Here is a 14,866-nt window from a genome sequence, read left to right on the forward strand (position 1 = left end):
ACAGGTCTATTTAATTGTCCTTCCGGGCACCGCTAAGGAGCGCTACGGCTTCCAGCGGAGCACCTGCGGGTCGTGGTCGCTGGCCTGGTCGGCGAACTCGGCGTTGATGTGCACGATGTCGTAGTCGACCCGCCGCACGTGACCGCTCGTCAGCATGTGGTCCAGGACCTGGGAGTTCCCCTGGAAGACATAGCCGTAGCGCTCGTCGCGGGGGAGCCGGTCGACCAGGTCGGTGAGGACGCCGCCGGCGGTGAGGGCCTTGACCGCGGGGGAGAACTGGTAGTCGTTGAGGTCACCCGCGACGATCACGTTCGCCCGCCGGTCCACCGCCAGCAGCTGCTTGACGAAGGCGTTGACCGACTTCGCCTGCTGGGTCCGCTGGACCTCCGAGGTGCGGGCCGGGGGCTGGAAGCGGCTGTCGAGGCCCTGGTCGCCGCCCTTGGAGTTGAAGTGGTTGACGACGACGAAGACCCGCTCGCCCCGGAAGGTGAACTGGCCCGCCAGCGGCTTGCGGCTGTTGGTCCAGGCCGGGTTCGCCGGGTCGACGCGGCCGGGGGAGGCGGACAGCGCCGCCTTGCCGCCCTCGCGCACCACCGTGACCGGCGTGGTGGCGTCGCCGCCCCGGGTGTCGGTGAAGGAGACGCGCGCGGGGTTGAAGAGGAAGGCGGTACGGATGTTGCCGCCGGGCTGGCCGCCGTCCTGGCCGTTGACCGGGCTGATCTGACGCCACTCGTAGGCGGGCCCGCCGGCCGCGGCGATGGCGTCCGTGAGCTTCTTCAGCGTCTGCCCGGCGTCCACGACCCCGTCGTCGGTCGTGCCGTTGTCGTCCTGCACCTCTTCGAGCGCGACGATGTCGGGCGAGGCCAGGTTCGTCACCAGGGCGGACGCCAGCCGGTCGAACTTCGCCTGCGGGGTCTTCGGGGAGAGGTTCTCGACGTTGTACGTGGCGACGGCCAGCTCGTCGCTCTTCTGCCCGCGGGTCTTCTCGCGGCTCAGCCCCCGGTCGGTGAGCGTGCCCAGCTCGGTCGCCTGGACGGTGTAGCCGCCGAAGTTGTTGTAGTCCAGGGGGCCCGCGGTGGTGCCCGTCAGCTCGTCGCCGACGTTCGCGACGGGGAAGGGGCGCTGCGCGTACGGGATGAGCGAGGCCACCTTCACCCGGCCGGCACCCGGGTCGCGGTAGGAGCCGTAGAGCGAGCCGCCCCGGTCGGTGCGGTCGCGGTGCGGCTCCGCGGTGACCCACAGGTCCTTGTGCTCGCTGGTCGCGCCGACGACGGGCGCGTCCCGCAGCGCGACCCGCATGCCCTCCAGGGACTCGTAGCGGTCCAGGGCGTAGGAGGCGGGCTTCAGCGGCAGCTTCTCGATCGAGCCGCCGCCCGCGTCCGGCGCGTACCGGTCCGGGACGCTCGACGGGCGGAGCCGGAAGGCGGCCGGCAGGGTGTTGCCGGAGGACCGCACCGTCGCCGTGGCCTTGGTGAGCTGGGTGACCGACTGCAGGCCCGCCGCCTCGCCGCCCGGGTAGTACTCGGTGACCGTGCCGGAGACGAGGACCGCGTCGCCCACGGCCACCGCCGGGGCGGTGGAGCCGGTGAAGACGAATATCGCCTCGCTGGTCGCCGGGTTCCGGTCGGCCTGCGGGTCCTGGACCCAGAAGCCGCGCGACGAACCGAAGGCGCGGACGGCGGTGACGACGCCCGGTACGTCCGTCACCTGCTGTCCGGCCAGCGGGGACACCCGGGTGGTGCCCTGGATGTCGTGGATCCGGACCGCCGCGCTGCCGGCACCGCCGTCGGCCGTGGCCTGGGGGGCGGCGAGCAGGCCGGCCGCGAGGGCGAGGGCCACGAGGGAGCCGACGGTGGGGGGTCTGCGCAGGGGGCGGCGAGCGGGCACGGGAGCCTCCGGTGGGGTCAGGAGCTTCGGCTGAGGAAGCGGAGAGAGGGAGATCGGCGCCGGCTGCGGCGCTACGAAGATCTACGCGCGTCAATGTCAGGTGAGGGAAGGGAAGTTGTCAAGGTCTTACGGGCGGTAGCCCGGTAAACGTGCCCCGAGCGGTACCGGAAGCGGGCGGCGCCGGTGGAACGGGGTCCGAGCGGCCGGCCGCCCCGCCCCCGCGGATGATGCGCCCGGCCTCCGGCGGAGCCCTTAGGCTTGGGCACCGCGCGCCCCACCGACCGTGGCGCCGCCGTCACGACGAGGAGAGATTCCCCTGATGTCCGGAGACCGCCCGACCATGCCGCCGGTGCGGCTCCACTCCGACGCGGAGCTCGCGCGGGACGCCCTGTCCGCGCCGCTGTTCACCCGCGCGGCGAAGCTCGCCCGCTGGGCCGGCGAGGGCACCCCGGTCGGGGCGGGCGGCGAGCTGCTCGCCGAACAACTGCGCACCGCCACCGAGCTCCTCGGTCTGACCGACGACGAGGACGGGCCCGGCCACGCCGCCGAGGCGTGGCAGCACGCGCTGGACACCGGGCTGGTGGAGTACACCGAGGGCGCCGACGAAGAGGAAGAAGGGGCCGACCCCGATCAGCCCTCCGGCACGGCCACCGCGGGCGAGGAGCTGGCCACGCTCACCTCCGGCAGCCCCGCCGAGATCCTCGAAGTGTGGCTCGGCGGCCTGGAGAACGTCCTGGCCGACGCGGCGGCCCCCGATCTGGGCGACCTGGTCGACCAGATCACGGAGACCGGGCCGGACGGCGACATCGACCTGGAGGCCCTGGACTGGAACCCCGAGGAGGAGGCCGACTTCCTCGACGGCGTCCTGGGCAACCTCTACCTGCTGACCGTGCTGGACGAGGGCACGGCCGACCGGCCCGTGCCGCTGCCCGCCCTCGCCGCCTCCATGATCGTCCCTGATGACATGGACGAGCCCACCGACGACGTCCTCGAAGAGGTCTCCGACGCGATGATGCGTCTGGACGACCAGTTCCGGATGCTCGCGCCGACCGGCATCGTGGAGTACCAGCCCGTCGACGAGGCCCTCATCGAGGAGGTCGACGGCGAAGGCCACATCCGGGAGTCCGTCGACGGCGTCGCGTCCGAGCGTCCCGAGGAGGAGGACGTCAGCCGCTACGGCCTGGTCACCCTCACCCCCCTCGGGCTCTTCGCCGTGCGGACGAGGATGCTGGACGCCGGCATCGACGCCCCTGCCGTCGGGGACCTCGCCGGCGAGGACGCCGACGTCCTCCTCGCCGCGCTCCCCGGCCACCCGGAGGCGGCCGCCCGCGCCGAAGCCGACCTGTGGCTGGCCCGCCGGACCCCCCTCGACGCCGCCCGGGAGCTGCTCGCCGCCGGCCGCGGCGCCGACGAGGAGGCGCCGCGCCGCCGCCTGTCCGCCCAGCAGACCCTCTCCCTGGTCGGCGCCGAGGCCGAGCCCGCGCTGCGGGAGGTCCTCGACGACCGCGAGCTCGGCGGGCTCGCCCGCGTGTGGCTCGCCGAGCACGGCGCGCGCGACATCCCGGAGCCCGACGAGGCGATGGTCTTCTGGCTGACGATCGACACGATCGCCGCCCAGCTCGCGGCCGACGGCGACTCGGACGAGCTCCGGGGCCTGGTGGTGGACCTGGTCGGCCCGCACACCGGCTTCTTCGACACGGCCTGGCGCGTGGACCACCCGGCGACGGCCGACGTCCTGGAGGCGATGGGCCGTCTGCACCCTGACAAGAAGGCGGCGAAGGAAGCCCGCAAGGCGGCCTTCAAGGCCCGCTCGCGGAGCTGACGGGCAGCCCTTCCGGCCCACAAGGCCGTGCCCCGTGGTGGCCGGGCCACCACGGGGCACCGTGCTGTACCGCGGCCGGTGCGGTGCGCGCCCCCGGTCTCCGCGCGGCGCGGAGTGTTCCTGCCCGTCAGGCCCCCCGGCCCGCGGGCTGGAGTGCCCCTGCCCGTCAGCTCCCCGGCCCGCGGGCCGGAGGGCTGCCGCCGGGGCGTGCGGCCCGTGCTTACCGGGCGCGCCCCGCCGCGTCGTGCACCGCCTTCGCGAGGCGGCCGACCTCCGGGGCCGCGCCGCCCGGGAAGGCGTAGCGCCGGCGGTTGTAGCCGAAGGCCAGGCCTCGGCTCGGGTCGGCGAACGCCTGCGAACCGGCGGCTCCGCTGTGGCCGAAGGCCCGCGCGCCGAGGAAGGGGTAGGTGTCCGACGACGCCGCGAAGCCGAGGGCGAACGTGTTCTGTCCGCGCAGCACCAGGTCGTAGCCGCTGACGTTGACCTGGGCGAACTCGGCGGCCGTGGCGGGGGTGAGCAGCGGGGCCGCGCCGTCGACGCCGCTGATGGCCGCCGCGTACAGGCGGGCGAGACCGCGGGCGGAGGCCACGCCGCCGACGGAGGCGGGGCCCGCCGCGCGCACGGCCCGGGAGTTGAGCAGCTCCTCCAGCACGGTCGGGTGCTCGGGGTGGTTGTGGTTGAACGCGACGCCGGTCAGGCTCTCCGCCCCGGCAGCCGACTCCTGCAGGGTGCGCTTCTGCTCGGGGGTGGGGTCCATGGGCTGGATGTCGAGCACCCGGTGCTCCTGGTCCTCGGGCAGGCCCATGTAGAAGTCGATGCCGTGCGGGGCGCGGATGCGGCTCTCGTAGAACTCCTGCATCGTCAGCCCGGTGACGCGGCGGACGACCTCACCGGTGAGGGCCCCGATGACCAGCGCGTGGTAACCGAAGGCGGCGCCGGGGCGCCAGTGGGGGCGCTGGGCGCCCAGCCGCTCGGCGATCAGCCGGTCGTCCGCCATCTCCTCGGGGCTGAAGCCGCCGTCGGCGCCGGGGAGACCGGCCTGGTGGGTGAGCAGGTGCCGCAGGGTGGTGTGCCCCTTGCCGTGGACGGCGAACTCGGGCCAGTAGTGGCGTACTTCCCGGTCCAGCTCCAGGGTGCCGTCCTGGACGAGCAGGGCGACGGCGAGGTGGGCCGCGCCCTTGGTGGAGGAGAAGACGCCGGTGAGCGAGTCCCCCTCGATGTCCGGGCCGCCCCACAGGTCCACGACCTGCTGCCCGTCCACGTAGGCCGCGAGCTGGGCGGAGTGCCCGGCCCGCTCCTCGGCCAGCGTGGCCTCGAAGACCTCGCGGACGGTTTCGTAGCCCTTCTCGACGGTCCCCCGTGCGGCGGTTTCGCTCGACATCCGTACTCCCCGGTTAGCTCGATGTGCAGATCGATGTGATCATCTGCTGCGTCGCGGGATGCAGCCATGCGGGTGACGTGATTATTCCGCCGGGCCCTGTGTGACCTGCGCATCTCTCCCACCGGGCAAGCGGATTGAGGCATTCCGGCGGGGGTGGGGCACCTTGACCGGGCGTGCGGCGCCTCCCTAGCGTTGCGGCCATGGCCGCTCCTCGCACCGTCCTGCTCACCGGCGCGGCCGGCGGCATCGGGACGCTGATGCGCGCGCTGCTGCCCCGCTACGGCTACACGCTGCGCCTCTTCGACGCGCGGCCCGTCGACGGCGAGCCCGGCGCCGTCACCGCGGACCTCACCGACCGCCGGGCACTGCGGGCCGCCGTGCGCGGCAGCGACGCGATCGTCCACCTCGCGGGGATCTCCCTGGAAGCGCCCTTCGAGGAGATCCTCCACGCCAACATCGAGGGCACCTATTGCCTCTACGAGGCCGCCCGGGAGGCGGGCGTGCGGCGCGTCGTCCTCGCCTCCAGCAATCACGCCGTCGGCTTCACCCCCGTCCCCGCGCCGGGCGAGCCGCCCGTCCCCGTCGACACCCCGCACCGCCCGGACACCTTCTACGGGCTCTCCAAGTGCTTCGGCGAGGACCTCGCCTCCCTCTACCGGGACCGCCACGGCATCGAGTCGGTCTGTCTGCGCATCGGCTCCTGCCGCCCCGAGCCCACCTCGGTGCGCATGCTGTCCACCTGGCTGAGCCCCGCCGACTGCGCCCGGCTGCTGCACGCCGCGCTCACCGCCGACGGAGTGGGCCACACCGTCGCCTACGGCAGCTCCGCCAATACCCGGCTGTGGTGGGACCTCGGCACGGCCCGCGCGCTCGGCTACACCCCGCTGGACGACTCCGAGACCTACGCGGCGGGCCTGCCCGCCGAAGAGCCCGCCGACGGCCGGTCCTTGATCGGCGGGGAGTTCTGCACCCCCACCCCGCCCACCCGGCGCGCCTGACCCGCTCCCTGCCCCGCCCTCTGACCTGCTCCTGACCCGCCCTCTGACCTGCGACGGGGCGAAGAGGCGCACAGCGCACCGGAGAACTCGACGTTCGGTAATGGAACCGCAAAGCCCGGTCACTCGTTACCCGGGGCATGACCGCTATGACACCCGGCTCGAACATCCCTCTCTCCGTCGCCCGTGTGACGGTGGACGTCACCGCCCCCGTGCGGCTCGACGTGTCGGGCCTGCTGCTCACCGCCGACGGCAAGGTGCGCTCCGACGACGACTTCGTCTTCTTCAACCAGCCCAGCGGGCCGGGTGTGACGCACCGCGCCGCGACCGGCGGCACGCCCGACGCGATCATCGTGGACACCGGCGCCGTCCCGGCCGGCATCGAGAAGATCGTGGTGACGGCCAGCCCGGACGCCGCCGGAGCGACGTTCGCGGGCACCGAGCCGACCGCCACGGTCCGCAACGCCGAGGACGGCTCCGTCCTCGCCACCTTCACCCCGCCGCAGCTCGGCACGGAGACGGCCCTCGTGATCGTCGAGGTCTACCGCCGGGCCGGTGCCTGGAAGGTCCGCGCGGTCGGCCAGGGCTACGCGAACGGCCTGGCGGGCATCGCCACCGACTTCGGCGTCAGCGTGGAGGAGCCGGCCGCCCCCGCCGCACCCCCGGCCCCGCCCGCCGCCGCGCCGGTCGCCCCGCCCGCCCCCGTCCAGGCCCCTCCCGTCCAGGCCCCGCCGGCGCCCGCCGCGCCCCCGGCCGCCGCCTCGGGCAAGATCAACCTCGACAAGGGCCGGGTCAGCCTCCAGAAGAACCAGACGGTCTCCCTGGTCAAGGGCGGCCGCCCGCTGACGCAGTCCGTGAAGATGGGCCTCGGCTGGGAGCCCGCCTACGGCAGCCGCGCCATCGACCTGGACGCCTCCGTCATCGCCTACGGCCCCGACCGCAACATGATCGACGCCTGCTACTTCAGCAAGCTCCAGATCCTCAACGGCGCGATCCAGCACTCCGGCGACAACCTCACCGGCGAGGGCGCGGGCGACGACGAGGCCATCACCGTCCACATGGACGGGCTGCCGCCGGAGGTGACGGGCCTGGTCTTCACCGTCAGCTCCTTCACCGGCCAGAAGTTCAACCAGGTCGCCAAGGCGTACTGCCGGCTGCTCGACGCCCGCACCAATGAAGAGCTCGTGCGCTTTGAGCTCACGGACTCGGAGGCGAAGACCGGCGTCCTGATGTGCAAGTTCATCCGCCAGTACTCGGGCGAGTGGGAGATGACGGCACTCGGCGAGTTCGTGAAGTCACGCACGGTGCGCGATCTCGTCAAGCCCGCCGCCCAGGCCCTGTGACGCCCGCGCCGGCAGCCCGGCGAGGCGGGCCAGCCGGCGGTAGGAGTCCAGCAGCCCCACCCGGTCGTACCCACTGGTGGTGACCAGCACCTCGTCGGCGCCGCTGCGCTCGATCAGCGAGCCGAGCGCGGCGGCGACCTCCTCCTCGGTGCCGTGGAGACCGCCGCCCAGCGCGGCCTCGTAGAAGCCGCGCTCCTTCGCACCCGCCGCCGCGGCCCCGGCCTCCGCCTCCCCGGCGGGGAGCAGCGGCGGGAACGCCCCCTGGGTCCGGGAACGGGCCAGCGCCCACGCCTCGGGGACGAGCAGCCGGCGGGCGGCCCCGGTGGTCTCCGCCACGGCGACGTCGCCCGCGACCACCACGTACGGCCGCTCCCACCACGCGGAGGGCCGGAAGGCCGCGCGGTAGCGGTCGACGGCGGCGAGCGTCTTCTCCCGCCCCGTCAGCCCGCCGATCACCAGCGCCGCCCCGGCCCGGGCCGCCGGCTCCGCGCCCGCCTCGTTGGCGAGGACGAACGCCGGCACCGACAGCCCCTCCGCCGGGTAGGCGTGGACCCCGGGGTGGGGGAGCGGCGCGCCGCCGAAGTACGCCGCGAGGTCCGCCAGCTGCTCCCCGAAGCCCCCCATCGCTTCCTTCTCCGTGCCCAGCGCCCGCCGGATGCCGTCGGTGAAGCCGACGGACCGCCCCACGCCCATGTCGATCCGGCCCGGGAAGAGCGACTCCAGCACCCCGAACTGCTCGGCGACCACCAGCGTCCGGTGGTTGGGCAGCATCACCCCGCCCGTGCCGACCCGGATCCGCGAGGTGGCGGCGGCCACCGCCGCCGCCAGCACGGTGGGGGCGGAGCCCGCCACCCCGGGCACGCTGTGGTGCTCCGACACCCAGAACCGGTGGTAGCCGAGCGCCTCGGCCTCCTGCGCGAACCGCACGGTGTCGCGCAGCGCCTCTCCCGGCTCCCGCCCCCGCCGGGTGCGGGAACGGTCCAGGACGGAGAAACGGGTGGTGCTCAGCGCCGAAGTCGTCACCCTTGTGACAACACCTGCGGCTAGACGTGATTCCCGCGCCGGCCGCCCTGCCGGCGCCACGGGCCGGTGATCGCGAACATGATGCCGGGCTCCTGGCTGTTGGCGAAGAGCGTGGTGCCGTCCGGGGAGAAGGTCACCCCGGTGAACTCGCTGTACTCCGGCTTGTCCGCCGAGCCGATGTTGAGCTCGCTGCGCGCGATGGGGTACGTGCGCCCGTCGTCGAGCGCCCCGAAGAGGTGCTGGACGCCCTCGCCGTCCTCGGCGACGATCAGACCGCCGTAGGGCGAGACGGTGATGTTGTCCGGCCCGTCGTAGGCGCCGTCGCGCTCGGGGCGCTTGTTGACGCCCAGGATCACCTTCAGGGTCAGGGTGCGGCGCTTGGGGTCGTAGAACCACACCTGGCCGTCGTGGGGGACCGGGCTCTCGTCCCGGGCGAAGGACGCGACGACGTACGCGCCCCCGTCGCCCCACCACATGCCCTCCAGCTTGCGGGCCCGGGTGACCTCGCCGCTCTTGAACTGCTTGCGCACCGACACCGAGCGCGCGTCGCGGTCGGGGACGTTCACCCAGTCCACGCCGTAGACGGTGCCGGTCTTCCTGGCCCGGGAGAGGTCGTCCACGAAGCGGCCGCCGGAGTCGAAGCACTTGAACGCCTGCAGTGAGCCGGCCTCGTCGGCGAGCGTGCGCAGCCTGCCGCGCCCGTGCTCGAAGCCGCTGGGCGGGGTCCAGCGGTACAGCAGCCCGTTGGGCCCGGAGGCGTCCTCCGTCAGGTAGAGGTGACCGCGCCCGGGGTCGACGACGACGGCCTCGTGCGCGTAGCGGCCCAGCGCCTTGACCGGCCGCGGGTCGCGGTTGGCGCGCCGGTCCCGCGGGTCGACCTCGAAGACGTAGCCGTGGTCCTTGGTCATGCCGTTCTTGCCGGCCTTGTCCTCGGTCTCCTCGCAGGTGAGCCAGGTGCCCCAGGGGGTGGCGCCGCCCGCGCAGTTCGTGGACGTCCCCGCGATGCCGACCCACTCCGCGACGTGGTCCCGGCCGACCTCGACGACCGTGCAGCCGCCGGCCGCGGCGGGGTCGTAGACGAGGCCGTCGACGGGCGGCACCGGGTGCGGCCACTTGGCGCGGGCGCCGCCCAGCTCGTGGTTGTTGACCAGCAGCGTCGCCCCGCGCGGGCCCTCGAAGGCGGCGGTGCCGTCGTGGTTGGACGGCGTGAGCTGCCCGGACTCCAGCTTGGTGACGCCCGTACGGGTGATGACCCGGTAGGAGAACCCGGCGGGCAGCGCGAGGAGGCCCTTGGGGTCCTTCACCAGCGGCCCGTACCCGATCCGGGGCGGCTCCCCGGCCCCGGCCGCACCGGCCGGAGCGGCGGTCCCCGTGGCCAGGGCGCCGGGCGCGGTGGCGAGCACGCCGACGCTGCCGGCCAGCACCACTCCGGCTCCGGTGAAGGCGGAACGCTTGGCGAAGTCTCTTCGGCTGAGGGTCATCTGGTCTCCAGGGTTCGCCGGCTCGTCCTGCGGCGCTCCGTGGTTCTGGCGAACACAGGAGCGGCGCCTACGGTCTCGTTTCCCTCTGACAACCGGATGAACACCACACGACATGCGGGCGGCGGTACGGGGCGCCCGGGGCCGGGCCGCCGCGGGGAGCCGTCACCGCGGCGCGACGAACCCGCACTCGTAGGCCGCGATGACCGCCTGGGTGCGGTCCCGGACGCCCAGCTTGGCCAGGACCCCGGCCACGTGCGTCTTGACCGTCGCCGCCCCCACGGTGAGCCGCTCGGCGATCTCGGCGTTGGACAGGCCCGTCGCCATCAGGGCCAGCACCTCGGCCTCCCGCTCGGACAGCCGCTCCCGCAGCGCCCGGGCCGCGTCCCGCGTCCGGTGCTCGCTCGCGTGCGCCGCGGCCAGGGAGCGGACGGCCGCGGGGAAGAGCAGGGAGTCGCTCCGGGCCACCAGCCGCACGGCCTGGACGAGTTCGTCCGCGCCCGCCCGCTTCAGGAGGAAGCCGCTGGCGCCCGCCCGCAGCGCCTCGTAGACGTAGCTGTCGTTCTCGAACGTGGTGACGACGACGATCCGCGGCGGGTCCTCCATCGTGGCCAGCACCCGCTCGGTCGCCCGGATGCCGTCGACCTCGGGCATCCGCACGTCCATCAGGACGACGTCGGGCGACAGGGCGCGGCTCAGCGACACCGCCTCCGCGCCGGTGGCCGCCTCGCCGACGACCTCCAGATCCGGCTCGGCGCCGAGGATCGCGCGCAGGGCGGTGCGCACCATGCGTTCGTCGTCGGCGAGGAGGACTCGTATGCGTCTGCCGGGTTCCGGCGCGTTGTCTGGCATGAAGATCAGCTTAGGGCGCGGCCGGCCGTCAGGGCGGGCCGCCGCCGCACGGCAGGCTGACCGACAGCCGCCATACGCCCGCGTGTTCACCCGCCTCGGCCGTGCCGCGCAGGAGACGGGCGCGCTCGGCGATGCCGGCCAGGCCGCGGCCGCCGCCCGGCCGGTGGTGGGGGACGTGCTCCGGGCCCACGGGATTCTCCAGGACGACCTCCAGGCGGTCGGCGGCCGCGTCGATCCGCAGGAGCACGGGCACCCGGCCCGCGTGCCGCAAGGCGTTGCTGAGCCCCTCCTGGACGATCCGGAACGCCTCCCGGGAGACGACCGGCGGGACGCCGTCCAGCGTGGCGGGCGCGGTGAGGGTGACGGTGCCGCCCGCCGCCCGGGTCCGTTCCAGCAGGGACGCGAGGTCGGCGAGGGTCGGCGCGGGGGCGGCCGAGGCCGCGCCGTCCTCGCGCAGCAGGCCCAGCACGGTGTCGAGTTCGCCGACCGCCGCGCGCGTGGTCTCCTCGATGGCGGCCAGGGCCTCGCGCGCGAAACCCGGGTCGGAGTCCAGGACCCGGCGCGCCGCGCTCGCCTGAAGGGTGACCGCGCTGAGCGCGTGGCCCACGGAGTCGTGCAGCTCGCGCGCCAGCCGGTTGCGCTCGGCCAGGCGCAGGGCGTGCCGCTCCGCCGCGGCGATCCGGTCGGCGGCCGTCGGGCCGAGCAGCACGGGGGCGCAGCGCGCGAGCAGGGCCCCCGCCGCCCAGGAGATGCCCGCGATCAGGAACAGCAGGGCGGCCCCGCCGACCGGCCCCAGCAGGGTCCAGGGGCCGTCGAGGGTCGCCGGCCAGCGCAGCCACGCCTCGCGCAGATGCCCGCTCAGGAAGGGCACGGCCAGCAGCATCGCGGCGCTCGGCGGCACGGCCAGCGAGGCACCGCTGACGATGCCGCCGGCCGCCAGGTGCAGGGTGTACCACGCGGCCGTACGCCCGCGCGCGGCCCAGGAGTCGCTCGGCCCGGCGGCCAGTTCGGCGCCGGGGACCGCGCACAGCGCCCGCACCGCCGTGCCCTCCAGGGGGCGTACGAGCGGGAAGAGGGCGGTGACCGCCGCCGGGAGCAGCGCCAGCCCGAAGATGGCGAACTGCCGCAGGAGGGAGCCGGTGAGGAGGCCGTCACTGGTGACGACCGCCGCCACGATGACGTTCGCCAGCAGGAAGTACGGCATCAACAGGGCGCCGCCGAGGAGCAGATGCACCCAGCGCAGCCGGGCCCGGCGCCCGAGGAGGGCGCTCGCCAGGGCCCTCACGGGGCGGGGGCGGCGGTGCGCTGCGCGGCGGGGAACTCAAGACCGGTGATCATTCGAACAGGGTAGGGGACGGGCGGGTGGGCGCCGGGGGTTCCGGCGTCCGGCCCCGCGCAGGGCGGCGGGCGCCACCGCGAGCCGCCGTCCGCGGTGCCTCATGGGCGTCAGGTGGCGTGGTCGTCCCAGGCCGTCGCAGAATGTGCGGTTCCGGTCATGGTGGTCGGGAAGGGCGGAAACAGTGTCGTTCGGTTCATAGGCCTAGGATCGTCCGGCATCGGATCCGGCGCGTCGACCCGTACGGCGGACCTGCTCCGCCGTGGGTCGGACATGCCTCTCGTCCCCGCGACAGACAACGCCCGCCGCCCCCTACGCCTCAGGGCCCGGAGCCGGCCTCTCCTTCTCCACCCCGCGCGCGTGCCCCCGCCCCCCATCCGCCTGCTGCCGGGGCCGCGTTCGGCGGGGCGCGTTCCGGCGGGCGGCCGCCGCCCGTCATGGACGGAACGGCCGCCGCCGCGCATAGTGGTTGACCATGGAGAGCCTGGCACCCGCCCAGTTCACGCCCGAGACCACCTACCTCGAGACCGCCGCCACCGGGCTGATCCCCGCCGGCGCCGTGGCGGCCCTGGCCGAAGCCGTCGCCGCCACCGCGGCCGGGACGCTGGGGATAAGGGGCACCTTCGACGTCCTGGAGGAGACCCGCGCCCTCTACGGCCGCCTGCACGGGGTACCGGCCGACCGGGTGGCCGCCGGCCACTCCGTCGCCGTCTACTGCGGCCTGATCGCCCAGTCCCTGCCGCCCGGCGCCGAAGTCATCGTCGCCGAGGGCGATTTCAGCTCCCTCGTCAACCCCTTCCACATGCGCTCCGACCTCCACGTGCGGGCCGTGCCCCTGGAGAAGATTGCCGACGCGGTCCGCCCCGGCACCGCCCTCGTCGCGGTCAGCGCCGTCCAGTCGGCCGACGGCCGCCTCGCCCCGCTCGACGCCGTCACCGCCGCCGCCCGCGCCCACGGCGCCCGCACGCTCGTCGACCTCAGCCAGTCCGCCGGGTGGCTGCCCCTCGACGCGAACGCCTTCGACTACACCGTCTGCGTCGGCTACAAGTGGCTGATGTGCCCGCGCGGCGTCGCCTTCCTCACCGTCCCCGAGGACCTGGGCGGCCTCACCCCCTTCTTCGCCGGGTGGGTCTCCGGAAAGGACCCCTGGGACAGCTGCTACGGGCGCGTGGAGCACCTCGCTCCCTCAGCCCGCCGCTTCGACGAGAACCCGGCGATCTACTCCTACCTCGCCGCCCGTGAGAGCCTCGCCCTCGTCACCGAGCTGGGCGTCGAACGGATCGGCGCCCACGACCGGGCCCTCGCCGACCGCTTCCGTGCCGGGCTCCCGGCCCTCGGCCGCACGCCCGTGCCCGCCGAGGGCTCCGCGATCGTCTCCGTCCCCGGCATCGGGGCCGCCGCCGAGCGGCTCACCGCTGCGGGCGTCAAGGTCAGCGCCCGGGCCGGGAACCTCCGCGCGGCGTTCCACCTGTACAACACCGCAGCCGATGTCGACCGGCTCCTGGAGGTGCTCGCGGGGGAGTGAGTGGGTAGGACGGGGGAGCTCCGCCCACCGGACCGACATCCGCCGGCAGCCCCCCTTTCCGCCCTTGAGGAGAGTTCATGAGCAACGCGCGCAAGGAACAGGACCACACGGCGGCACTCGACCGGATGCTCCAGCTCGCCACCGGCTACCAGGCGTCGAAGGTCCTGTTCACCGCCGTCCGCCTCGGCCTGTTCACCGAGCTGGCCGCGCGCCCGCTCCCCTGCGAGGAACTGCGCCTCCGGCTCGGGCTGCACCCCCGCGCCGCCCGCGACTTCTTCGACGCGCTCGTGGCCCTCGGCCTCCTGGACCGCGGCGAGCACGGCTACGCCAACACCCCCACCACCGCCCGCTACCTGGACCGCGGCCGGCCCGGCTACCTGGGCGGCTTCCTGGAGATGGCCGACTCCCGCCTCTACGACTTCTGGGGCACGCTCCTGGACGGCCTGCGCACCGGCGAGCCGCAGAACGAGATCAAGCACGGCGGGGAGTTCTTCGACACCCTCTACCAGGACCCGGCCCGCCGCTCGGAGTTCCTCCAGGCCATGACCGGCCTGTCGATGCGCTCGGCCCACGCCTTGACCGACACCCTCGACTGGTCGGCCCACCGCGTCGTCGCCGACATCGGCTGCGCGGAGGGCGCCCTCCTGGGGCACCTGCTGCTGCGCCACCCCCACCTGCACGGCATCGGCTTCGACCTGGAGTCCGTCCGCGACGACTTCGACCGGCGCGTCGAGCGGTTCGGACTCGCCGACCGGCTGTCCTTCACCGCCGGGGACTTCTTCACCGACCCGCTGCCCCGGGCCGACGCCCTGGTCTTCGGCCACATCCTGCACGACTGGGACCTGCCCACGAAGCGGATGCTGCTCCGCAAGGCGTACGAGGCCCTGCCGACGGGCGGCGTCGTCATCGTCTACGAGACCCTCATCGACGACGACCGCCGCGAGAACGCGCCCGCGCTGCTGATGAGCCTCAACATGCTCATCGAGACCACGGGCGGCTTCGACTACACGGGCGCGGACTGCCGCGGCTGGCTGGCCGAGGCCGGGTTCGGCGACAGCCGGGTGCGGCACCTGGCGGGGGCGGAGTCGATGGTGATCGGTACCAAGTAGGTGACCCACTCGGGGCTCCGCCCCGGCGTCCACCGGCGGGGTGGGCGCTCACACACTGACGGCCGGGTTCCCGCGCGGCGCCGGCCGTCCAGGACGTGTCGGAGGAGCGTGGTGG

11 protein-coding genes are annotated in these 14,866 nt (G+C 74.3%); 5 read left to right on the forward strand and 6 right to left on the reverse strand.

Annotation, left to right across the window (positions count from 1 at the left end; translation table 11 throughout):
* Window positions 1–42: 42 nt before the first annotated feature.
* Window positions 43–1,887, reverse strand: a complete 1,845-nt coding sequence (locus tag ABZ951_RS24720) for an endonuclease/exonuclease/phosphatase family protein (protein WP_344091091.1) — start codon at window positions 1,885–1,887, stop codon at window positions 43–45.
* 319 nt (window positions 1,888–2,206) lie between these two features.
* Here ABZ951_RS24720 and ABZ951_RS24725 point away from each other — a divergent pair, with 319 nt between their 5' ends.
* A complete protein-coding gene (locus tag ABZ951_RS24725; protein ID WP_344091088.1) occupies window positions 2,207–3,709 on the forward strand; it encodes a hypothetical protein in 1,503 nt (500 codons plus the stop codon).
* A 220-nt stretch (window positions 3,710–3,929) separates the two neighbouring features.
* On the opposite strand, the gene ABZ951_RS24730 is transcribed toward ABZ951_RS24725, so the two are convergent.
* A complete protein-coding gene (locus tag ABZ951_RS24730; RefSeq protein WP_344091086.1) occupies window positions 3,930–5,090 on the reverse strand; it encodes a serine hydrolase domain-containing protein in 1,161 nt (386 codons plus the stop codon).
* Window positions 5,091–5,290: 200 nt separating this feature from the next.
* Here ABZ951_RS24730 and ABZ951_RS24735 point away from each other — a divergent pair, with 200 nt between their 5' ends.
* Together ABZ951_RS24735 and ABZ951_RS24740 are read left to right on the forward strand one after the other, a co-directional pair.
* Window positions 5,291–6,088: an NAD(P)-dependent oxidoreductase gene (locus tag ABZ951_RS24735; protein WP_344091084.1), complete on the forward strand. Its 798-nt coding sequence runs from the start codon at window positions 5,291–5,293 to the stop codon at window positions 6,086–6,088.
* Window positions 6,089–6,225: 137 nt separating this feature from the next.
* A complete protein-coding gene (locus tag ABZ951_RS24740) occupies window positions 6,226–7,428 on the forward strand; it encodes a TerD family protein (RefSeq protein ID WP_344091082.1) in 1,203 nt (400 codons plus the stop codon).
* On the opposite strand, the gene ABZ951_RS24745 is transcribed toward ABZ951_RS24740, so the two are convergent.
* From ABZ951_RS24745 to ABZ951_RS24760, 4 genes are all read right to left on the reverse strand, one after another.
* A complete protein-coding gene (locus ABZ951_RS24745; RefSeq protein WP_344091080.1) occupies window positions 7,381–8,451 on the reverse strand; it encodes an MsnO8 family LLM class oxidoreductase in 1,071 nt (356 codons plus the stop codon). The genes ABZ951_RS24740 and ABZ951_RS24745 overlap by 48 nt on opposite strands.
* Window positions 8,452–8,471: 20 nt before the next feature.
* Window positions 8,472–9,932 (reverse strand): alkaline phosphatase PhoX, encoded by a 1,461-nt coding sequence (locus tag ABZ951_RS24750; RefSeq protein ID WP_344091078.1) that lies wholly within the window; start codon window positions 9,930–9,932, stop codon window positions 8,472–8,474.
* A 162-nt stretch (window positions 9,933–10,094) separates the two neighbouring features.
* A complete protein-coding gene (locus ABZ951_RS24755; protein WP_344091075.1) occupies window positions 10,095–10,781 on the reverse strand; it encodes a response regulator transcription factor in 687 nt (228 codons plus the stop codon).
* Between the two features lie 28 nt (window positions 10,782–10,809).
* On the reverse strand, window positions 10,810–12,066 hold the full coding sequence (locus ABZ951_RS24760; protein WP_344091073.1) for a histidine kinase: 1,257 nt from the start codon (window positions 12,064–12,066) through the stop codon (window positions 10,810–10,812).
* Between the two features lie 526 nt (window positions 12,067–12,592).
* Here ABZ951_RS24760 and ABZ951_RS24765 point away from each other — a divergent pair.
* Entirely contained in the window at window positions 12,593–13,642 is a 1,050-nt protein-coding gene (locus ABZ951_RS24765) for an aminotransferase class V-fold PLP-dependent enzyme (protein ID WP_344091071.1), read from the forward strand.
* A 77-nt stretch (window positions 13,643–13,719) separates the two neighbouring features.
* The gene (locus tag ABZ951_RS24770) at window positions 13,720–14,751 is read left to right on the forward strand and encodes a methyltransferase (protein ID WP_344091068.1); all 1,032 of its coding nucleotides are present in this window, start codon (window positions 13,720–13,722) and stop codon (window positions 14,749–14,751) included.
* Window positions 14,752–14,866 lie beyond the last annotated feature (115 nt).

Origin of the sequence: Streptomyces sp. NPDC046215, from assembly GCF_040646215.1 — a bacterium.
Lineage (GTDB): Bacteria > Actinomycetota > Actinomycetes > Streptomycetales > Streptomycetaceae > Streptomyces > Streptomyces stramineus.